Source organism: Flavobacterium sp. RSB2_4_14, from assembly GCF_051547085.1.
In the GTDB taxonomy this organism is placed as follows: domain Bacteria; phylum Bacteroidota; class Bacteroidia; order Flavobacteriales; family Flavobacteriaceae; genus Flavobacterium.
On record NZ_JBPTTL010000006.1, the window covers coordinates 95,167 to 117,077 of the forward strand.

The window sequence follows — 21,911 nt, forward strand, 5'->3', positions numbered from 1 at the left end:
TCGAAAACTTATCAACGAAAACGATTGAATTCAGCCTGATTTATTAATATCTTGATGATATCGATAAAAAACTGCTTCTCGTTTGCTAATTTTACAATTAAATAGCAGAAAAATGTCAAAAGCCATAAAAAAGATTGGAGTTTTAACTTCAGGAGGAGATTCTCCAGGAATGAATGCAGCCATTCGTTCAGTTGTTAGAACTTGCGCCTATCACAATATAGAATGTATTGGAATATACAGAGGTTATCAAGGAATGATTGAAGGCGATTTTAAAGAAATGGGTCCAAGAAGTGTTAACAATATCGTTAATAAAGGCGGAACTATATTAAAATCGGCTCGTTCCAAAGAATTCATGACACCTGAAGGTAGAAAAAAAGCACATCAAAATTTAGTTGCCGCAGGAGTTGATGCACTTGTAGTTATAGGTGGTGATGGTTCTTTTACTGGTGCCGAAGTATTTAATAACGAATATGATTATCCTGTAATGGGAATTCCTGGAACTATCGATAACGATATTTTTGGAACTAGTCATACTTTAGGATTTGACACAGCACTAAATACCGTAGTGGAATGTATAGATAAAATTCGTGATACTGCCAGTTCTCACAACCGACTTTTTCTTGTAGAAGTTATGGGAAGAGATGCGGGTCATATTGCTCTTAATGCTGGAATAGGAGCTGGAGCAGAGGAAATACTTATTCCTGAGGAAGATTTGGGATTGGAAAGACTTCTCGATTCTTTAAGAAAAAGTAAAGCAGCAGGTAAATCGTCAAGTATTGTTGTTATTGCTGAAGGTGATAAAATTGGTAAAAATGTTTTTGAGTTAAAAGATTACATCGAAGAAAATTTCCCTGAATACGATATCCGTGTTTCTGTTTTAGGTCACATGCAGCGTGGTGGTTCGCCATCTTGTTATGATAGAGTTTTGGCGAGTAGACTAGGAGTAAAAGCAGTAGAATCTATCTTAGAAGGAAAATCTAATTTCATGGTAGGAATAGTGAATGATAAAGTTGCGCTAACGCCATTAGAACAAGCTATAAAAGGACATTCAGAAATTGATAGAGAACTACTTCGAGTTTCTGATATCATGTCAACATAAAAGTAAAATAGAATAATTAATATAAATTATAAAAAAATGTCAAAAGTAAAATTAGGAATTAATGGTTTCGGAAGAATTGGAAGAATTGTTTTTAGAGAAACCTTTAATAGAGATAATGTAGAAGTTGTTGCCATCAACGATTTATTAGATGTAAATCATTTGGCTTATTTGTTAAAATATGACTCAGTTCACGGACGTTTTGCTGGAAAAGTAGAAGTGAAAGACGATAAACTTTATGTAAACGATAAACACATCAGAATTACTGCAGAAAAAGATCCTTCAACTCTAAAATGGGATGAAGTAGGAGTGGATGTTGTTGCTGAATGTACAGGTATTTTCACCACACTTGAAACTGCACACGCACACATTAAAGGTGGAGCAAAAAAAGTGGTTATTTCAGCACCATCTGCCGATGCTCCAATGTTTGTTATGGGTGTAAACCATACAGAAGCTAAAGCAACTGATTTGGTTGTTTCTAATGCATCATGTACTACCAATTGTTTAGCACCATTGGCAAAAGTTATCAATGATAATTTTGGAATTGTTGAAGCATTAATGACTACTGTTCATGCAACTACATCAACGCAAATGACAGCTGATGGTCCTTCTAGAAAAGATTGGAGAGGTGGACGTGCAGCAAGTGTTAATATTATTCCATCTTCAACAGGTGCTGCAAAAGCAGTTGGAAAAGTAATCCCTGCTTTAAACGGAAAATTAACTGGTATGTCTTTCCGTGTTCCTACTGTTGACGTTTCTGTAGTTGATTTAACTGTAAAAGTGGCCAAAGAAACTTCCTATGAAGAAATTATGAAAGTTTTAAAACAAGCTTCAGAAACTTCAATGAAAGGAGTTTTAGGTTACACCGAAGATGATGTAGTATCTCAAGATTTTATTTCTGATCCAAGAACATCAATTGTTGATGCGAAAGCAGGAATAGGTCTAAACTCAACATTTTTTAAATTAGTTTCATGGTATGATAATGAGTATGGATATTCAAGTAAATTAATTGATTTATCTGTGCATATTGCTGCTTTAAAATAATAAAAATGAAAAAAGAGTATAGCGATAGAGAATAGATTTTTCACTATTTTTATTCTCTTTTCTATATTCTTTTTTCTATACTCTTAAAATATGAAACTATTAGTTGACAGTGGATCTACAAAAGCCGATTGGATTGCTATTGATGACAACGGAAAAGTATTATTCACGACACAAACATTAGGGTTAAATCCCGAAGTTCTCGATAAAGAAGAAATTATATCACGTCTTAATGAGAAGTTTGATATAGAACATAACAAAACAAAAGCCAAGCAGCTTTTCTTTTATGGTGCTGGTTGTGGAACCGATAGAATGAAAGAATTTTTATCAAAAGTGTTTCAAGAATATTTTCCTAATGCAGCCGTTACAGTTCACGAAGATACTTATGCAGCTGTCTATGCTACAACTCCCAAAGAAGAGAAAGCCATAGTTTGTATCCTTGGAACAGGATCCAATTGTAGTTATTTTGATGGTAAAGTTTTGCATCAAAAAGTACAATCGTTAGGTTATATTGTAATGGATGATGGCTCTGGAAATCGTTTTGGAAGACATTTACTTCGTGGCTATTATTTTAACACAATGCCTCCTGAATTAGCCAAAGAATTTCAAGAAGAATACAACGTTGATGCGGATTATATCAAAGCCAATTTGTACAAAGAAGCCAATCCAAATGCCTACTTAGCTACATTTGCTAAATTTATTATCAAGCATAAAGACAATGATTTTTGCAAAAAAATTATTCGTAAAGAGTTAAAAGACTTTACAAAAAACTATATCATGCAATATGAAAACTGTCATGATGTTCCCGTACATTTTGTAGGTTCAATAGCTTTTTACTTGAAAGAGGAATTAGAACAAATACTCAATAAATATGACATTAAAATGGTCAATGTGTTGCGAAGACCCATTGATGGTTTGATAGCGTATCATGTTTTAAATAAATAATTTTTATTGTCATTCCGACGAAGGAGGAATCTCATATAAAAAAGGGCTACTTATAAAAAGTAGCCCTTTTTTTTGTATCCTGACTTTGCAATTCCAAAACAAACTTTAAGTTAAGCCTTTTGCCTAAATTCGTTGTAGTATATGTTAACAAAAGTACTTACTCGGCTTCATATTTTTTTAGTATAAGTATCACATTGTCAAAAGTTAAAACGGTGTTTTCTATCTCTGTAATCAGTTCTGGTTTTGATTTTGTTACTTCTAAAAGTACTCGTTTGTAGCCTTTTAAAAATAGCCACAAGCTATATTCTTTACCATTTTCGTCGACCATATAGTCAGAAAGGATTGTTGATCCATCAAATGCATTTGTAGAAATTTTATAATACCATTTAATTTTTTTGCCATTAAAAATCAACTCCATTAAAGCCTTACCATTGTTTACATAAATCTTATTTTTACCATAAAAGTTTACAAACGTTAATTCTTTCACTTCTGAAGCATTAATTTTTTCTATTTTTTTTCCATTCTCGTCGAGTATTATCATAGTTCTGTAAAAACTACTTTCATCAATCAGTTTTTTATTAAACGGGTTTGTCCGAATTTTTATTTTTGAATAAATTGTGTCGTTATTTTTAGTAATTATTCTGACATCCAAATTTTTTTGAGAAAACGATAGTGTAGAAAATACAATAAATATCAATGTAAACGTATTTTTCATTTTAAGGTGCATTAGTGCTAATACTTTTTTTGCTAACTATCTTAATACAATCTATAAAATAGCAATTAAAACCCAAATCTGTGAAGACTGTCGCAACTCAGTAGCGCATTTTCTCCAAATATAACAAATAATTTTCCTTTTCAATTAATCATAAAGATTCTTCCTCCAAGTTAATAACCTCTTCGAATAAGCAAATAACCTCTTCAAACAAGCAAAAAGCTTCATCGAAGAAGCAAAAAGCTTTATCTAATAAGCAAAAACCCTCTTCGAACAAACAAAAAGCCTCTTCGGACAAGCAAATAACCTCTTCGAAGAAGTAAAAAGCCTCTTCGAATAAGCAAAAACCCTCATCGAAAAAGTAATAAGCCTCTTCGAACAAGCAAAAACTCTCTTCGAAGAAGTAAATAACCTCTTTGAACAAGCAAAAAGCTTCATCGAAGAAGCAAAAAGCCTCGTTTTCTTATTTTGATGGGGTGATTCGTTCGTTTTTTGGGTGGACGGTTCGTTTTTGAGGTGGATGGTTCGTTTTTGAGGTGGGAAACAAACACCACCAATGAAATGACACAGTCTATTATAAATGGAACAAAAATTACTACTTCACCGCTATCATTGAAATTTCGACATTTACACCTTTAGGCAAACTAGCCACTTGCACGGTTTCGCGAGCCGGAGCTGTTTTTTCATCAAAGTAACTGCCATAAACAGAATTTATGCTAGCAAAATCGCCCATATCCATAATGAAAATAGTTGTTTTAACGACATTTTCAAAAGTCATATCGGCAGCATTAAGAACAGCTTTCATGTTTTCCATAACTTGCTTGGTCTCGGTTTCAATATCGTCAAGAACTAATTCCATCGTGCTAGGATTGAGTGCAATTTGCCCTGAAGTGTACAAAGTGTTTCCAATCAAAACCGCTTGATTGTATGGTCCAATTGGCGCAGGAGCTTTATCTGTATAAATTATTTTTTTCATAATTATTTTAGTTAAGAGTTCTGTCTGGAAGTGAACGTTTATCCCATTTGATATCGCTCAACACTCCCGATTTTATTCCTATGAAAAATCCCCAATAGGCATTATCCCCAAAAGGAACCCAATTAAAATCCATTCGCCAACTTAACAAATCCCTCTCAAATCGAAACTGAGTAAAAGTGACTCCCTTTTGAACGAAGTCATAACCTGTGGAAACACCTATTTTCCATTTGGGTGTTATCACGGTATTTACAGAAAGCATTACAGAATTTCCAGTAATACTTTGTTCTCTATTATTGTTGGTATAGGTCAAGGTATAGGCCAAATTCATGTCCCAAGGCAATTTATATTTAAAAAATTCCGTTGTTTCTTCTTTGCCTTCTTCATCTTCACTAAACTGGCTCTGTCGCCTATCACTCAAATCAGTATTGGTTCCAAATAAGTCATCTTCACGTCCACCATTTCTTGTTCCTTGTTCATTTTTCTTTACCGAACCATCAAAATCAGTACTAGCGAATGCGTAGTTTAAAGTCATGTTAGCACTTGTCATTCGGAATAAACTTCCACCATTATCAATATTCCATGTATTGATTCGTTGTCCTGAATTATTTATCGCGTAAGGATCGAGTGTTGCAGCAAAATTCACATTCATCTTTTGGTTCAATAATTGAGTTCCACCACTTATTCGCATTGGCGACCATTTCAAAGAATCAGCAGTCATATCATAACTTGTTCCAAAATTTAAATTATTCAAAAGCATTATCTTTTTAGGTTCCGTTTTGGTAGAATCTTTATCGGTAACTTTTGCCTCAAATGTATTACTCAAATTGAATCCAACATTATTTGACATGTTTTGCCCTGGCGCTCCAAATATGCCACCTTCAAATCGGGTGTACTGTTTTTGCATCGTTCCGCTTCCGTCTGTGTTGTAAGTGTCATAATATTTTTCATAACTCGGTGCGTAACTATAAGTCACATTTGGTCTGACTACATGTCGTATCGATTGTATTTTTTTGTCTTTACCAAAATTAAATGTTCCATAAACCGTAGTTCCAATACCCGTTGTAAAAGAATAGGTTCTATAAGCGTCAAAACCTTGAATCTCTGTAGTTACAACTTCATTCTGAACGGGATCAAATTCTTTTTTGATGGTTTCAAAATACCAAACTTCGTTGTAATTTATGGTTGAAGTAGCACTAAAATATTTAAATAGTTTAAAGTTGGTGCTGACAGGAATGCTATGTTGGAAACCAGTTTGGGCATCTCGAAACATTTCGGGTTTAAAGAAAAGAGAGTCGGTGGTTTGAATTCTGTTTTCTCCTCTTAAATTATATTGGAAATTGATGTTCTTGAAAAACCCTTTTTTTACACCATCTTTTGGAGCAAATGGAAACAATCTGTCCACACTAAGTTGCAAGGTAGGCAACGTCATATTTATTTCTTCGGTATTTGTATTTTGAGAATGTGTAGCGGTTAATGATAAATTAACTTGTGGAACAGAGTTAAACGTTTTTGAATAGGAAATCGAAGAACTCAACGTGTTATTCAAATTAGAACCCACATTCACCTGATTAAGAGATTGTCTGTAATAGGTAATACTTCCTAAGTTCACCGAAGCTGAAAATCTAGAATTTGGATTGGATTTACTATCTTTTGTGTGAGACCATTGAATGTTGTAAATAGTGCTTTTGGAATAGTCGGGATAACCTCTTTCGCTGGTGATTAAATTTTCGTATCTAAGATTTATATTCCCATTGAAACTATAACGCTTGCCATAGGAAGATTGAAATCGTAAACCATAACTTCCATTGGTATAATAATCTCCCAAAACCGATAAGTCATAACTATCACTCAGCGCAAAATAATAACCGCCATTTTGAAGCGAAAAACCTCTTTGAGCACTATCAGTATAGGTCGGAACAATTATCCCTGATCTGCTTTTTTCTGTCATTGGAAAAAAAGCAAAAGGTAGCGCCAAAGGTGTGGGAACATCAGCAATGACCATATTGGTTAATCCTACGACCACTTTTTTGCCCGGAACAAGTTTTACTTTATTGGTTTGAAAATAATATTCTGGATCATCAATGTCTTTTGCAGTGGTAAAACGTGCACCTTTCATGAAATAAACGGAATCGTTTTCTTTTTTGGTAATGGCAGCTTTAACCTTAAATTCCCCTTGGTCTGTTCTTGAATTCCAAACCAATGCTTTCTTGGTTTTAAAATTAAATCGAATAGAGTCGGGTTCAACTACATTGGCTCCTTGCTTGAAAACGGGTAATTGAGTATATTTTCCTGTTGAGTCTTTTATTCTTCCGGCGTATATTTCATTTTTTTCATAATCAATAACAATTATCCCCGATTTTAACTCAATATCTTCATAATAAACCTCGGCTTTGTTGTAAAGTGTGATTTGTTTTTTCTTTTGATCTAGTTTTTCATAATCAACTGCTTTCCTTTTAATCTTACTTTCCAATAATTTCTTTTTCTTTACAATGCTATCGGTTTTGATTGTATCTACAACAGGAATAAGGGTTTCTGTTGCGGTTTTAGTTGTATCTATTTGATTTTTAGCTGGAAAAGAATCAGTTTTGAGTGGTATCTCTTGTGAATATGTTTTTTGGTTTCCCAATGTTAGGAAAATTGTTAAAAAAACGATATAAATTAAGTTTCTTTGCAAAGGTTTAATGCTATTTTTGTAGAAATATGGCTTGATTTTTGACTAGGCAAACTTAAACATATTTTCGGTCAAAAATAAAGAAATATTGTGTTTATAACTTTGAGGTTTTTATTAAAATTAACTTTTTACTTTCATATGAATAACTTGAATTGCTCCAAAATTCTATATTTAGTTGGATTATTTTTAATTTCCAATTCTATTTTCTGTCAATCTAAATTCAAAGTAGCACTTGATGCTGGTCATGGTGATCATGATTATGGCGCAGTTTATCACGGACACATTGAAAAAAATATTGCATTGGCTGTGGTATTAAAAGTGGGAAAGATTTTAGAAAAGAATCCTAACATTGATGTTATTTATACTCGCAAAACTGATGTTTTTATCGATTTGATTGAGCGTGCTAATATTGCGAACAGATCTGATGCTAACATTTTTGTGTCCATACATTGTAATGCTAATAAAAATACCGCTGCCGATGGTTGTGAGACTTATGTAATGGGTATGTCAAAAAACGCTTCCAATCTTGAAGCTGCAAAAAAAGAGAATGAAGTGATTACTTTGGAGAAAGACTATAAACAAAAATATGGTGGTTATGATCCAAAATCTCCAGAGAGTATTATTAGCACAACCATGATACAAGAAGAATACTTAGAAAGCAGCATAGCTTTGGCAGGAAAAATTCAAAACCGATTTATTGACGATTTAGGTAAAAAAAGTCGTGGAGTAAAACAAGCGCCATTCATGGTTTTACACAAAGCTTACATGCCAAGAGTATTAATAGAAATGGGCTTTATTTCAAATCCAGAAGAAGGAGCAAAATTAGACTCTGAAGAAGGACAACAAGAAATAGCCGAAGCAATTGCGAATGCTATTATTGGTTACAAAAAGGAATTCTATGGTTCAGGAGAAGGTGATAATATTATTAAACCATCTCAAAAAATGGATCCAACAATTGTTATTGACTCAAGTAAAACGGCTACACCAACTAAAAAAGGTGACCCAAAAAACCCAGTAGTTAAAAAAACTGAGACAAAACCAGTTCCACAAACTGCACCAGTACAAGATGTTGTTGAAACCACAGGAAGCATTTTTAAAGTTCAATTGTCTGCCAGCGGAAAAAAATTAGATACTGTTCCCTCAAATTTCAATGGTTTGAGTAATATTTCTGTTTCATCAGAAGGCACTTTATACAAATACATGTATGGCAATACGGCTAATTATGACGAAGCCAAACGATTATTATCAGAAGCAAAGGCAAAAGGATATTCATCAGCGTTTATAATTGCTTTTAAAAATGGCAAAAAAGTTTCAGTTCAAGAAGCATTAAAACAATAATAATAAGGAGTATTAATATTTTATTTTAACTTTGTCAAAAACGTTTTACCATTGAAAATCACTAGAGAAATTAAGACTGCGATATTGGTTATTGCTTCTATTTTATTATTTATTTGGGGTTACAGTTTCTTGAAAGGAAGAGACTTACTATCTAGCTACAACAAATATTATGTTAAATATTCCAATGTTGATGGTTTAACACCTTCATCTCCGGTTACTATAAACGGATTGGTTGTTGGTAAAGTAATGTCAATAAAACTCGATGAGCAATGGAATTCATTAGTTGAACTTCAAATTAATGGCGATTACCAAATAACTAAAGGAAGCGTTGCCGAATTGTATTCTCCAGGACCAATTGGAGGAAAACAAATCGCTATAATTCCCAATATTACCACTTCAGAAATTGCGCCTTCAGGAGAATTTTTAGTTTCGTCTATCAAGCTTGGTTTAACGGAAGTTGTTTCTAACGAAATAAAACCTATCAAAGAAAAGTTAGATAAGGTTTTGGAAAATGCTAATGTAATGCTATTGGGTATCAATCAAGTACTAGATGAGAAAACAAAACAAAATTTGCGCAACAGTTTAGACAACCTAAACGCCACACTAGCCGAATTCAAAGATGCCTCAGTAAGTGTTAACCAATTGTTAGACGATAACAAGGGAAAAATATCATCTACAATGTCAAACTTTGACAAAGCTTCAGCCAATTTAAAAACAATGTCCGATTCTTTGGCAAATGCCAATATTGGGCAAACCGTTAAAAATTTAGAAAAAACATTGGCTTGTGTTGATGAAATCATGGCCGATATTCAATCTGGAAAAGGTACTTTAGGTAAATTAGCAAAGGACGAAACGTTATACAACAATTTTGCTAAAACTTCGAAAGAGTTAGAATTACTCTTGGAAGATTTGCGTTTAAATCCAACACGCTATGTTAATGTTTCGCTTTTCGGAAAGAAAAATAAACCATATGTTGCACCAGTTTCAGACTCTTTACGCGTAAAACCATAACAATTATGATGTATATTGATAACATACTTTTTGCGATAATTTTAATTGCTGGAATTGCTTTTTTTGCCAAAAATGTAAAAAAACTATCTCGTAATATTAAGTTAGGAAGAGATGTTAACCGTTCAGATAATTCTTCAGAGCGTTGGAAAAACATGGCTATGATTGCTCTTGGACAATCTAAAATGGTAAAAAGACCAGTTGCTGGATTTTTCCATATCATCGTTTATGTTGGATTTGTGGTTATCAATTTAGAAGTTTTAGAAATAATAATCGATGGACTTTTTGGTACACACCGAATTTTTTCTTTTCTAGGAGGATTTTATGGTTTACTCATAGGTTCATTTGAAGTATTGGCGGTTTTAGTGCTTATTGCGGTTGTTGTATTTTGGATTAGAAGAAATAGTATTAGGCTAAAACGATTTGTAAGTTCTGATTTGAAAGGTTGGCCAAAAAAAGATGCCGATACTATTTTATATTTTGAAATCGTATTGATGTCTTTGTTCTTAATAATGAATGCTTCTGATTTGCATTTTCAAGAAATGAATTCTGGAAATATTATTTCGAAACATGTTGCTTCTTGGTTCAGTTCATTCAACGATTCACAATTACATTTAATCGAAAGGACAGCTTGGTGGTTGCATATCGTTGGGATTTTAATATTCCTTAATTATTTATATTTTTCCAAACATTTACATATTTTATTGGCTTTCCCTAATACGTATTTTGCCGATTTAAATCCAAAAGGACAATTCGACAATTTAGAAAGTGTTACCAAAGAAGTAAAACTGATGATGGATCCAAATGCTGATCCATTTGCAGCCCAACCTGTAGATGAAAATGCCGTTCCAAGTAAATTTGGTGCGAGTGATGTAATGGATTTGAATTGGGTGCAATTGCTCAATGCTTATACTTGTACAGAATGTGGTCGATGTACTTCATCATGTCCAGCAAATCAAACCGGTAAAAAACTTTCCCCACGAAAAATCATGATGGACACACGTGATCGTTTGGAGGAAGTTGGAAAAAATATTGATGCTAACAAAGGAGTTTTTGTACCAGATAATAAATCATTATTAAACGATTATATTACAGCTGAGGAACTTTGGGCGTGTACATCTTGCAATGCTTGTGTTGAAGAATGTCCTGTAAATATTAGTCCATTGTCTATTATTATGGATATGAGACGTTACTTGGTAATGGAGCAAAGTGCTGCGCCACAATCATTAAATGCTATGATGACTAATATTGAAAACAATGGTGCGCCATGGCAATATAACCAAATGGATAGATTAAACTGGAAAGACGAAAATTAATATATTAAAACTGATAAATTCTCATATATGTGAGACTTGAGGATTTGTCGAATGAATTTGAAAACTATAAAAGTAAAAAATGAAAGCGGAAGACATTGACAAAAACTTGCAAAGTATTACCCAAAACGGACAACATTTAAGTCCGATTTTACCAGAAGGAATTAAGAATTATCTAATCGACATTGACGGAACTGTTTGTGACGATATTCCAAACGAAGAACCAGAAAGAATGCTAACTGCAGAGGTTTATCCTGATGCGTTAGTTACTTTAAACAAATGGTATGACGAAGGACACATTATATTCTTCTTCACTTCAAGAACGGAAGCACACAGAGAATACACCGAAATTTGGTTGAAAAAACATGGTTTTAAATACCACGGAATTCTTTTCGGAAAACCTCGTGGTGGAAACTACCATTGGATTGACAATCACTTAGTAAAAGCGACTCGATACAGAGGAAAATTCACGGATTTGGTGGATAAAGAAGTGACCATTCAAGTGTTTGATGACGAACATCATGAATAATATTAGATATTAGATTTTAAATATTAAATATATTTACCAGCTGTGTAGAATATTTAATATCTAATATTTTAAATTTAAAATAAAAATATGTCTGAAGTATTAAATGTGCCAACTATGGCAGAAATGTTGTCTCAAGGTAAGCAACCCGAAGTGTTGTTTTGGGTTGGTTGTGCGGGAAGTTTTGACGATAGAGCAAAGAAAATTACCAAGGCATTTGTGCGTATTTTAAATCGTGCCAATGTGGAGTTTGCAGTGCTTGGAACCGAAGAAAGTTGCACAGGTGATCCTGCAAAACGTGCTGGAAATGAATTTTTGTTTCAAATGCAAGCCATGATGAATATCGAGGTTTTGAATGCATATGAAGCTAAAAAAATAGTTACTGCTTGTCCTCATTGTTTTAATACTCTAAAGAATGAATATCCTGAATTGGGTGGAAAATATGAAGTTGTTCATCATACAGAGTTTTTAAAATCACTATTAGATTCAGGAAGATTAACTATTGAAGGTGGACAATTCAAAGGAAAACGAATTACGTTTCACGACCCATGTTATTTAGGCAGAGCCAATAATATATATGAAGCACCAAGAGATTTAATTCAAAAATTGGATGCTGAATTAGTAGAAATGAAACGTTCTCGTGCCAATGGTTTATGTTGCGGTGCTGGTGGTGCTCAAATGTTTAAAGATGCTGAACCCGGAAATAAAGAAGTCAATATTCAAAGAACAGAAGATGCATTAGAAACCAAACCCGAAATCATAGCCTCTGGATGTCCGTTTTGCAACACTATGATGACTGATGGTGTGAAAAATAAAGAAAAAGAAGCAGATATTAAAGTAATGGATATTGCTGAATTAATTGCAAACGCCCAAGATTTATAATTTTTTAAACCTAAAATTAAATGTACGTTCCTTTTGAAAATTTACCCGAAGACTCTAAAATATGGATTTACCAATCCAACCGAAAATTTTCAGAGGATGAAATGATAGAAATTGAAAATGATTTAAAATCATTTTTAGAAAACTGGTCAGCTCATGGTACTGGACTTGAAGCATCGTATTTATTGAAGTACAACCGTTTTATTATCATTGTTGTTAACCAAGAAGTCCAACAAGCAACCGGTTGTTCTATTGACTCATCTGTAGCTTTTATTCAAAGTTTGGAACAAAAATACCAAGTAGATTTATTGGATAAAATGAATGTAACGTTCAAAAATGGCGATCATATTGCACATAAGTCTTTACTAGATTTTAAGAAAATGGCAAAAGAAAAAGCAGTAACAGCCAATACTATAGTTTTTAATAATTTGGTGAACACTATTGAAGAATTCAATGAAAACTGGGAAGTTCCAGCAGGCGAAAGTTGGCATGGACGATTTTTTTAAGCTATATTTTTCATGAAAAGTTTTTTATTCAGAATAGGTTTATTCATTGCTTTGTTGTTTTTGGTTACGAATTGTTCGTCAACTAAAAACAAGAAATCGTCATTGGGAAAAGCAGGATTTGCCGAAGATGAAGAGATTTATATTCCCCATCTTAAATCAGAGCGAAAAAACTTTTTCCCTGAAACCTATTCAGAAAACAAATGGGTTGATAGTGTATACAATCAACTTACTTTCAAAGAAAAAGTGGGACAACTTTTCATGGTTGCGGCTTATTCTAATAAAGATACTATTCATACAAATGCGATTGAAAAATTAGTCTGTGATTATACTATTGGTGGTGTAATCTTTTTTCAAGGCGGACCAAAACGTCAAGCCCGATTGACGAATAGATACCAATCGTTATCCAAAGTCCCATTATTTATTGGTATTGATGCCGAATGGGGATTAAGTATGCGTTTGGACTCCACTTTCCGCTATCCTTTTAATATGACATTGGGTGCTATTAAGGATTTAAAATTAGTAGAAAAAGTAGGAGTGAGTATGGCTAAAGAAAGCAAAAGGCTAGGTGTTCATTTTAATTTTGCTCCCGTTTTAGATATTAATACCAATCCTAAAAATCCTATAATTGGTTATCGTTCTTTTGGCGAAAGCAAAGTAAATGTTACGGAACATGCCATCGCTTTGATGAATGGTGTTCAAAGCCAAGGTATTTTTTCTACTGGAAAACATTTTCCTGGTCATGGCGACACTTCAACCGATTCTCATCATGCTTTACCAGTAGTAAATGCTTCCTTGGACCATATCGAAAAAATAGAATTATATCCTTATAAAAGAATGTTTGATGAAGGATTGGTTTCAGTAATGGTAGCGCATTTAAATGTGCCAAGTTTAGAACCAAGAGAAGGTTACCCAACATCAATTTCCCAACCTGTAGTCACAAATTTATTAAAGAACGAAATGGGTTTTGATGGTTTGATTTTTACAGATGCACTTAACATGAAAGGTGCCAGTAATTTTAAAAAACCAGGTGAAATTGATTTAGAAGCATTTCTTGCGGGTAATGATATTTTACTTTTTGCTGAAAATGTTCCATTTGCTGTGGAGAAGATAAGTTTGGCTTATAAAGATGGACTTATTACCGATAGTCGATTAGAAGAGTCAGTAAAGAAAATTTTACATTACAAATTCAAGGCAGGTTTAAATAATTACAAACCAGTAGAAGGTATTAATATTTATAATGATTTGAATCCAAAGTCTAATCTAGATTTGCAATATCAGTTATATGAAAATGCCGTGACAGTCGTAAAAAATCAGGATGCTATTTTACCAATAAAAAATCTTAATCAAAAAATTGCCTACTTTAAAATGGGCGATGATATCAATACTACTTTTGTAAATACTTTAAAAAAATACACCGAAGTCACCGAAGTTTTTGATGCCAATATCGATACATTAATGATAAAATTAATGGACTTTGAAACTGTAATTATTGGGTATCACAAATCAGATAAATCTTGGTGGAAAAACCCTGAATTAACCGAAAATGAATTGCAACTTATAGATAGAATTGCTACACAAAAGAAAGTGATTATTGATTGTTTTGCTAAACCTTATTCTCTATCAAAAATCTCAAATTTTGATGCTATTGAAGGCGTTGTTGTTTCCTATCAAAATGGCACTATTGCGCAAGAAGTTTCAGCCGAACTTCTTTTTGGAGCTATTGATGCCAAAGGAAAACTACCCGTTTCTATCAATGAAACTTTTAAAGCTGGTGATGGAATTGCAACAGAAAAACTCAATCGATTGGGATTTACCACTCCAGAAAATGTAGGTATGAGTTCTGAAAAGCTAAACCAAATTGAAAAATTGGCTCAAAAAGCTATCGATGGGAAAATGGCTCCAGGAATGCAAATTTTAGTAGCTCGAAAAGGGAAAGTGATTTACCAAAAATCGTTTGGCTCTCATACTTATGACAACACTACTAAAGTTAAAAATACAGACTTATATGATGTTGCTTCTATAACAAAAATGGTAGCAACGTTACCTAATGTTATGCAAGTATATGACAAGAAAAAAGTAAATCTTGAAACAACGCTTGGCGAAATGTTATCCATTTTCAAAGGTTCTAATAAAGAGCAAATTACTTTCAAAGAATTGTTATCGCACTATGGCAGAATGCAAGCGTGGATTCCTTTTTACAAAGCAACGGTTGACTCTGCAAAAATTCCAATGGATAAATACTATCGAAAAGTAAGTACAGAAGGTTTTACCAAACAAGTTTCCGATAGTTTATTTCTTCGTGATGATTACCATGACACTATCATTAAGAAAATCATCAATAGTCCATTAATTGATAAAAAAGAGTACCGCTATAGCGATTTTACCTTTATAATTCTAAAACAATATTTAGAAAAAATAACTGGTAAACCTCTAGATGAATTGGCTTATGATAATTTTTACAAAACTTTAGGTATGAATAATACGCTGTTCAATCCTTTGAAAAAGTTTGATAAAAAGGAAATAGTTCCAACCGAAATCGACAATTATTTCCGTCACGATACGATTCAAGGTTATGTACACGATATGGAAGCTGCCATGGAAAATGGCGTTGGCGGACATGCTGGTATTTTTTCCAATGCGATGGATGTTGCCAAGATAATGCAAATGTACCTTAAAAAAGGAAATTATGGGAATCAAACCTATTTCTCTGAAGCTACTTTTAATGATTTTAATACCTGTTGGTATTGCACTGACGGCAACCGCCGCGGATTAGGATTTGACAAACCACAGCTCGGAAATGCAGGACCAACATGTGGTTGTGTTTCTATGTCAAGTTTTGGGCACACAGGTTTTACAGGAACAATAGCTTGGGCAGATCCAGCCTCGGAGATTGTCTATATTTTCCTTTCCAATAGAACTTATCCCGATTCAAATCTTCCCAACAAACTTTCGAAAGAGAATATTAGAGAAGATATTCAGAAAGTGATACAAGATGCAATTTTAGATAAATAATCTTTAATTGTGTTTTAAAGGTTTTCGTTTCTATTTTTCTTAAATTCGTAGCTGTAAAATTTCCTTATGAAAATAGCCATTGTTTGTTATCCCACTTTTGGTGGAAGCGGTGTAGTTGCCACAGAATTAGGATTGGAATTGGCACATCGTGGTCATGAAATTCATTTCATTACCTATCGGCAACCTGTTCGCTTAGCGCTGCTCAATCCAAATGTGCATTACCACGAAGTAAACGTTCCAGAATATCCTTTATTTCACTATCAACCTTATGAATTGGCTTTGTCAAGTAAGTTGGTAGATATGGTGAAACTTTACAAAATTGAAATACTACACGTGCATTATGCCATTCCTCACGCTTATGCAGGTTACATGGCAAAGCAAATGTTGAAAGACGAAGGCATCATAATTCCGATGGTAACGACACTTCACGGAACTGATATCACACTTGTTGGAAACCATCCGTTTTACAAAACAGCTGTAAGTTTCAGTATCAACAAATCGGATGTGGTAACTTCGGTTTCTCAGAGTTTAAAAGACGATACCTATAAACTTTTTAATATCAAAAAAGAGATAAATGTTATTCCTAATTTTATTGAATTGGATAAACATAGAAATGAACCTTTAATTTCTTGTCAACGCTCTGTTATGGCAAATAAAGAAGAGCGCATTGTTACTCATATTAGTAACTTTAGGAAAGTAAAACGCATTCCTGATATTATTAAAATTTTCTATAAAATCCAACAACAAATTCCGGCCAAATTGATGATGGTAGGTGATGGTCCTGAAAAAGAAAAAGCAGAACAACTCTGTCTTGAATTAGGTATTCAAGAAAAAGTTATTTTCTTTGGTAACAGCAACGAGATTGACCAAATTTTAGCTTATTCTGATTTGTTTCTGTTACCTTCTGAAACCGAAAGTTTTGGACTAGCTGCACTTGAGGCAATGGCATGGAGTGTTCCTGTAATTTCCAGTAATTCAGGAGGTTTGCCCGAAGTAAATTTTGATGGAATTTCAGGTTATTTGAGCAATGTTGGCGATGTTGATAGTATGGCTGAGAATGCTCTGAAAATTTTATCGAATAATGAAACATTGTCTAAATTCAAGGAAAATGCATTAGAAGTTGCCAAACAATTTGATATCAAAAATATTCTTCCTTTATACGAAAACTTATATATTAAAGCTATAGAAGACTCCAAATGAAAAAAATAATCCTATTTTTTACAGCATTTCTTTTATTTTCATGTTCAACAACAAAAAGTGTGGTTGAAAATCCACTTTATGAAGTATTGAATTATAATAGCGATGGTGGAGCTAATATTAAATTTTATGAAATTCTTTCGGAACCAAATGAAATTAAGATGCTTTTATCCGATGATAATTTGAGAAAAAAAATAAAAACGGAAGATTTACAAAATTGTAATTTTATTATCCTCAACATGGGACCATTACCCGAAGGGAATTATAATATCATTATAGATAAAGTAGAAGAAACCGATGAAAATATTATACTCAATATTAAAGAAATAAATCCTCAGTCAGTTGAAAATAATCCTGTTAATCAAACAGATTATGTTTATCCTTATAGTGTTGTGAAAATCAAATCAAAAAAACCGATTATTATAAAATAATTTTTTTCAAACTATAGTAACGTTTTACATTCAAATGCGTTTACCATCATCAACTTCTTCAATTTAATTTTTACTTTCTATCAGAAATAGTATATTTGTTTAAAACACAAGAAAAATGGCTGGAAATAGTTATGGTACACTTTTTAGATTGACCACTTTTGGTGAATCACATGGCGATGCATTAGGTGGAATTATAGATGGTTGTCCCGCAGGAATTACTTTAAATTTGGAAGCTATTCGCAATGAAATGCAACGCAGAAAACCAGGTCAATCATCCATAGTTACCCAGAGAAAAGAAGAAGATGAAGTTCAGTTTCTTTCTGGTATTTTTGAAGGAAAAACTACAGGAACGCCAATAGGTTTTATCATACCAAACACCAATCAAAAATCTGACGATTACTCACATATTAAAGATTCCTATCGACCAAGTCATGCCGATTATGTTTATGAAAAAAAATATGGTGTAAGAGATTATCGCGGTGGTGGAAGAAGTTCTGCTCGCGAAACATCTTGCAGAGTTGTAGCTGGTGCTATCGCTAAACAAGTTTTGTCTGAAATCAAAATCAATGCATTTGTTTCTTCAGTTGGCGAAATTTTCATGGAAAAACGGTATCAGGAAGTTGATTTTTCTTTAATAGAAAGTAATGCAGTTCGCTGTCCCGATTTGGCTACAGCAGAGAAAATGGAAAACTATATCAAGGAAATTAAAAAACAAGGTGATACTGTTGGTGGAACAATAACCTGTGTCATTCAAAATGTTCCCATTGGTCTTGGCGAACCAGTTTTTGATAAACTTCATGCCGAATTAGGAAAAGCCATGCTTTCAATCAATGCTGTTAAAGGATTTGAATTTGGCAGCGGATTTTGCGGCGCACGTATGAAAGGTAGCGAGCATAATGATTTATACAATGAAGACGGGACAACCAAAACCAATCTTTCTGGCGGAATTCAAGGTGGTATTTCAAACGGAATGGATATTTATTTCAGAGTTGCTTTCAAACCTGTGGCTACATTAATTCAAAAACAAGAAGTTTTAACCAATCAAAACGAGATTATAGAGCAGCAAGGAAAAGGTCGTCATGATCCATGCGTTGTACCACGAGCAGTTCCCATAGTGGAAGCCATGGCTGCACTTGTTTTAGCTGATTTTTATTTACTTAATAAAACGTATCGTTAAATGAATACCCAAGAAACTCAAAAGAAATCTTTTCTATCCAATCTAACTGTTCAGATTCTTATTGCCATGATTATTGGAGCATTCATAGGGATTTATGTTCATAATAACTATTCGGTAGAATCTGCTAAAGAGTTTAGTGGGTATATAAAAATGTTGGCAACCGTTTTCATTCGATTGGTTCAAATGATTATATCACCATTGGTTTTTACAACGTTGGTTGTTGGAATTGCCAAACTTGGCGATATTAAAGCCGTCGGAAGAATAGGAGGAAAGGCATTGGGTTGGTTTTTTACAGCTTCTTTTATTTCGTTGCTAATTGGGATGTTTTGGGTCAATATTTTACAACCGGGTGTTGGCTTAAACTTATCCGATATTGATGCCTCGACTGCCTCAGAAGTAACCGAAAAAACACAAAATTTTTCGGCACAAAATTTTATTGAACACATTATTCCAAAAAGTATAGTGGAAGCTATGGCAACTAATGAAATATTGCAAATTGTAATATTTTCTATTTTCTTTGGATTGGCGGCTGCTTCTATTGGTGACCATGCCAAACCGGTTGTAAATGCATTGGATAAGACATCACATATCATTTTAAAAATGGTGAATTATGTAATGAAATTTGCTCCGATAGGTGTTTTTGGTGCCATCACTGGTGTTTTTGCTATTCGAAATTTGGAAGAATTATTAATCACCTATGCCAAATTTTTTGGTTCCTTTTTAGTTGGAATTTCATCGCTTTGGTTGGTCTTATTGTTAGTGGGTTATATTTTTCTGAAAGGTCATATGACTACTTTGTTAAAAAGAATACTTAGTCCATTAATCATTGCTTTTGGAACCACAAGTTCTGAAGCTGTTTTTCCAAAATTAACAGAGGAATTAGAACGGTTTGGAGTAAAAGACAAGATAGTTTCCTTTATGTTACCGTTAGGTTATTCCTTTAATCTTGATGGGAGCATGATGTATATGACTTTTGCCAGCATTTTTATTGCACAAGCTTATGGTGTTCATCTTGATTTAGGCACTCAAATGACGATGCTTCTAGTTTTGATGTTGACAAGTAAAGGAATTGCTGGTGTACCAAGAGCCAGTTTAGTGGTTGTTGCTGCTACTTGTGGCATGTTTAATATTCCTATTGAAGGTATTGCTTTAATTTTACCCATAGATCATTTTTGTGATATGTTCAGAAGCGCTACCAATGTGTTAGGAAATGCATTAGCAACATCTGTAGTTGGTAAATGGGAAAAAGAATAAAAAAAGTGTTGTTTTTTATTGCGTGTTCACTAAATTTGCTTTTTAATCAAAAAATAAAAACTTTATGAAAAAACTTTTACTATTATCATTATTCGTAGCACCATTATTTTCGAGTGCTCAAGTTCTTCTTTCAGAAGATTTTAATGCATTGACTGTAGGTGATGTTTCTACAGAAATAACGGGAACAATTCCAGGGCAAGGTGATTATTTATTTTTTGCAAGTAATGGTACTGCTCCTACAACTTCAACAAATGCTGGTGTTACTAATTCACAGATTGTTTCTGGAGGTAATGCAAGTTTAGGTTTGCAATTTGAAGGGCCAAATGGAGACAAAGGAAGTCGTTACATGTGGCAAGATGGTTTTCCTGCGCTTTGGGCGGCTAGAGTGTCTGGTAACAATATTGTTGAGTTGGAATTAGATATTAATCCAGGTGCTGGAACAACAACTAGTAGAAATACTTTTGGAGCTTACATTTTTAATGCTGCTGGTGATAGAGTATTAGCAGGTTTCACAGTTAGAGCTGCTACACGTGAGTTATTTTTAGTAGCTTATTCTACACCAACAGGTAACCCTGTTGGAAGCTATACCTATTCATTGGCTGCCGCTCCAGGTATTCAATTACCAGCTGACACATTCAGTAGAATCGGAATTTCTTATAACAAAACTACAGGACAAGTTCTAATTAAAGGACCAGGAATTGCTGCTGCTGGTATATCAGTAAACGGAAGCGCAACAGGAACTGATCCTGCAGAAGTTGATTTTATTTCTTTTTCAGGTAATACTACTGCAGCACCTAATTCATCATCAGCTACAATGGTAATGGATAACCTTCAAGTTAAAGCTGTTTCAACTGGTTCGCTTTTAAGTGTTAACCAAGTTACAAATAATGTTGATTTTTCTGTTTATCCAAATCCATCAAGAGATTTAGTTACTATTTCAAATGATATGAATGCTGTTATTGAAACAATCGAAATGACAGACTTGAATGGAAGAGTTGTAAAATCTCAAAAAATAAATGCTACTGACGCTCAAGTTTCTATTAGTGATTTATCAACAGGAGTTTACATGATGAAAATCGTTACTGATCAAGGTACAGCTACTAAAAAAGTTGTTAAAGAATAACTTTTTTACAATAATTTATAAAAAAAGACTAAGCATTGCTTAGTCTTTTTTCTTTGTATCACTTCCCATCATTAGGAAAACAGCGCCAATTAATCCAATTATAACTAAAGCAAATACTCCAATCATAATGAAAGATCCATTTTCATGAGAATACAACGGTAACATCAAGTTGTTCATGATTTCTATTGTTTAGGTAATCAAAAGTATTTAAAATTGAACAATAGAAATATGACAATTGTCATACTAAAGAAATTTTGTTCTTAATTCCTCTGTGGGAATTAGGCAACTTTCTTTTTTACCATACCATTTGTAACGGTTTTTGGCAATGTAGTCGTAAATAGTATTGGTAATAACTTTAGGAAAAATGGAGCATAAACCTAAAATGCGGTATATTCCGCTTAACTCTTTGGCAATTTTAAAAGCGGCTTCCGATTTGAGGTTATAGGCAATTTCAGGTTCATACAAAATAATGCTATCTACCTTTTTGCTATCGACTCCTATATAATTTAAAATTTCTTGTCCTAGTTGTGATTGAATAGAAACGAAACGGAAAACATCTTTTTTATCGTGTTTTATAATTAATTGAACTGAGCTATCACAAAGATTACAAATCCCATCGAAGAGAATTATTTTTTTGTCTTTTGGAAGAGTTGAAATTTCCATATTTATGCTGAATTTAGTTGTTCTGATTTCATTTCAGAAACTC

Annotated in this window: 20 protein-coding genes; 15 read left to right on the top strand and 5 right to left on the bottom strand. The window is 33.4% G+C overall.

The features are described 5' to 3' along the window. Positions 1-112 precede the first annotated feature (112 nt). The 3 genes from pfkA to ACSVH2_RS11285 all read left to right on the top strand — a co-directional run bounded on the left by pfkA (position 113) and on the right by ACSVH2_RS11285 (position 3,082). Complete coding sequence (pfkA, locus tag ACSVH2_RS11275; protein WP_438093286.1) at positions 113-1,099, top strand: 6-phosphofructokinase; 987 nt, start codon at positions 113-115, stop codon at positions 1,097-1,099. A gap of 36 nt (positions 1,100-1,135) precedes the next feature. After that, complete coding sequence (gene gap / locus ACSVH2_RS11280; RefSeq protein WP_438093287.1) at positions 1,136-2,140, top strand: type I glyceraldehyde-3-phosphate dehydrogenase; 1,005 nt, start codon at positions 1,136-1,138, stop codon at positions 2,138-2,140. Between the two features lie 90 nt (positions 2,141-2,230). Then, positions 2,231-3,082, top strand: a complete 852-nt coding sequence (locus ACSVH2_RS11285) for a BadF/BadG/BcrA/BcrD ATPase family protein (protein WP_438093288.1) — start codon at positions 2,231-2,233, stop codon at positions 3,080-3,082. 157 nt (positions 3,083-3,239) lie between these two features. On the opposite strand, the gene ACSVH2_RS11290 is transcribed toward ACSVH2_RS11285, so the two are convergent. The 3 genes from ACSVH2_RS11290 to ACSVH2_RS11300 form a co-directional block, all read right to left on the bottom strand. Beyond that, on the bottom strand, positions 3,240-3,623 hold the full coding sequence (locus tag ACSVH2_RS11290; protein WP_438093289.1) for a hypothetical protein: 384 nt from the start codon (positions 3,621-3,623) through the stop codon (positions 3,240-3,242). Between the two features lie 766 nt (positions 3,624-4,389). Beyond that, complete coding sequence (locus tag ACSVH2_RS11295; RefSeq protein WP_438093290.1) at positions 4,390-4,770, bottom strand: RidA family protein; 381 nt, start codon at positions 4,768-4,770, stop codon at positions 4,390-4,392. A gap of 7 nt (positions 4,771-4,777) precedes the next feature. Next, the gene (locus ACSVH2_RS11300) at positions 4,778-7,396 is read right to left on the bottom strand and encodes a putative LPS assembly protein LptD (protein ID WP_438093291.1); all 2,619 of its coding nucleotides are present in this window, start codon (positions 7,394-7,396) and stop codon (positions 4,778-4,780) included. 183 nt (positions 7,397-7,579) lie between these two features. Here ACSVH2_RS11300 and ACSVH2_RS11305 point away from each other — a divergent pair, with 183 nt between their 5' ends. The 12 genes from ACSVH2_RS11305 (at position 7,580) to ACSVH2_RS11360 (ending at position 21,205) form a co-directional block, all read left to right on the top strand. After that, entirely contained in the window at positions 7,580-8,779 is a 1,200-nt protein-coding gene (locus tag ACSVH2_RS11305; protein WP_438093292.1) for an N-acetylmuramoyl-L-alanine amidase, read from the top strand. A 51-nt stretch (positions 8,780-8,830) separates the two neighbouring features. Further along, a complete protein-coding gene (locus tag ACSVH2_RS11310; protein ID WP_438093293.1) occupies positions 8,831-9,790 on the top strand; it encodes an MlaD family protein in 960 nt (319 codons plus the stop codon). A 5-nt stretch (positions 9,791-9,795) separates the two neighbouring features. After that, positions 9,796-11,103 (top strand): 4Fe-4S dicluster domain-containing protein, encoded by a 1,308-nt coding sequence (locus ACSVH2_RS11315; protein ID WP_438093294.1) that lies wholly within the window; start codon positions 9,796-9,798, stop codon positions 11,101-11,103. A gap of 79 nt (positions 11,104-11,182) precedes the next feature. Next, entirely contained in the window at positions 11,183-11,629 is a 447-nt protein-coding gene (locus ACSVH2_RS11320) for an LNS2 domain-containing protein (RefSeq protein ID WP_438093295.1), read from the top strand. Between the two features lie 87 nt (positions 11,630-11,716). Beyond that, positions 11,717-12,508, top strand: coding sequence for a (Fe-S)-binding protein (locus ACSVH2_RS11325; protein ID WP_438093296.1), 792 nt, complete (start codon positions 11,717-11,719; stop codon positions 12,506-12,508). Positions 12,509-12,528: 20 nt separating this feature from the next. Further along, positions 12,529-13,011 carry an ABC transporter ATPase gene (locus tag ACSVH2_RS11330; RefSeq protein ID WP_438093297.1) on the top strand — a complete coding sequence of 161 codons (483 nt, stop codon included), beginning with the start codon at positions 12,529-12,531 and terminating at the stop codon, positions 13,009-13,011. A gap of 12 nt (positions 13,012-13,023) precedes the next feature. Continuing rightward, positions 13,024-16,023, top strand: a complete 3,000-nt coding sequence (locus ACSVH2_RS11335) for a glycoside hydrolase family 3 N-terminal domain-containing protein (protein ID WP_438093298.1) — start codon at positions 13,024-13,026, stop codon at positions 16,021-16,023. 66 nt (positions 16,024-16,089) lie between these two features. Beyond that, a complete protein-coding gene (bshA, locus tag ACSVH2_RS11340) occupies positions 16,090-17,223 on the top strand; it encodes an N-acetyl-alpha-D-glucosaminyl L-malate synthase BshA (protein WP_438093299.1) in 1,134 nt (377 codons plus the stop codon). Continuing rightward, positions 17,220-17,651 carry a protease complex subunit PrcB family protein gene (locus tag ACSVH2_RS11345; RefSeq protein WP_438093300.1) on the top strand — a complete coding sequence of 144 codons (432 nt, stop codon included), beginning with the start codon at positions 17,220-17,222 and terminating at the stop codon, positions 17,649-17,651. The genes bshA and ACSVH2_RS11345 overlap by 4 nt, the downstream gene beginning before the upstream one ends. A gap of 115 nt (positions 17,652-17,766) precedes the next feature. Continuing rightward, entirely contained in the window at positions 17,767-18,828 is a 1,062-nt protein-coding gene (aroC, locus tag ACSVH2_RS11350; RefSeq protein WP_438093301.1) for a chorismate synthase, read from the top strand. After that, positions 18,829-20,082 (top strand): dicarboxylate/amino acid:cation symporter, encoded by a 1,254-nt coding sequence (locus ACSVH2_RS11355; protein WP_438093302.1) that lies wholly within the window; start codon positions 18,829-18,831, stop codon positions 20,080-20,082. It abuts the gene before it with no gap. A 64-nt stretch (positions 20,083-20,146) separates the two neighbouring features. Further along, positions 20,147-21,205: a T9SS type A sorting domain-containing protein gene (locus ACSVH2_RS11360; protein ID WP_438093303.1), complete on the top strand. Its 1,059-nt coding sequence runs from the start codon at positions 20,147-20,149 to the stop codon at positions 21,203-21,205. A 39-nt stretch (positions 21,206-21,244) separates the two neighbouring features. Here the strand turns inward: ACSVH2_RS11360 and ACSVH2_RS11365 are convergent, their stop codons facing one another. Then, complete coding sequence (locus ACSVH2_RS11365; RefSeq protein WP_438093304.1) at positions 21,245-21,382, bottom strand: hypothetical protein; 138 nt, start codon at positions 21,380-21,382, stop codon at positions 21,245-21,247. A 66-nt stretch (positions 21,383-21,448) separates the two neighbouring features. Further along, the gene (locus ACSVH2_RS11370) at positions 21,449-21,862 is read right to left on the bottom strand and encodes a thiol-disulfide oxidoreductase DCC family protein (protein WP_438093366.1); all 414 of its coding nucleotides are present in this window, start codon (positions 21,860-21,862) and stop codon (positions 21,449-21,451) included. Positions 21,863-21,911: the final 49 nt, after the last annotated feature.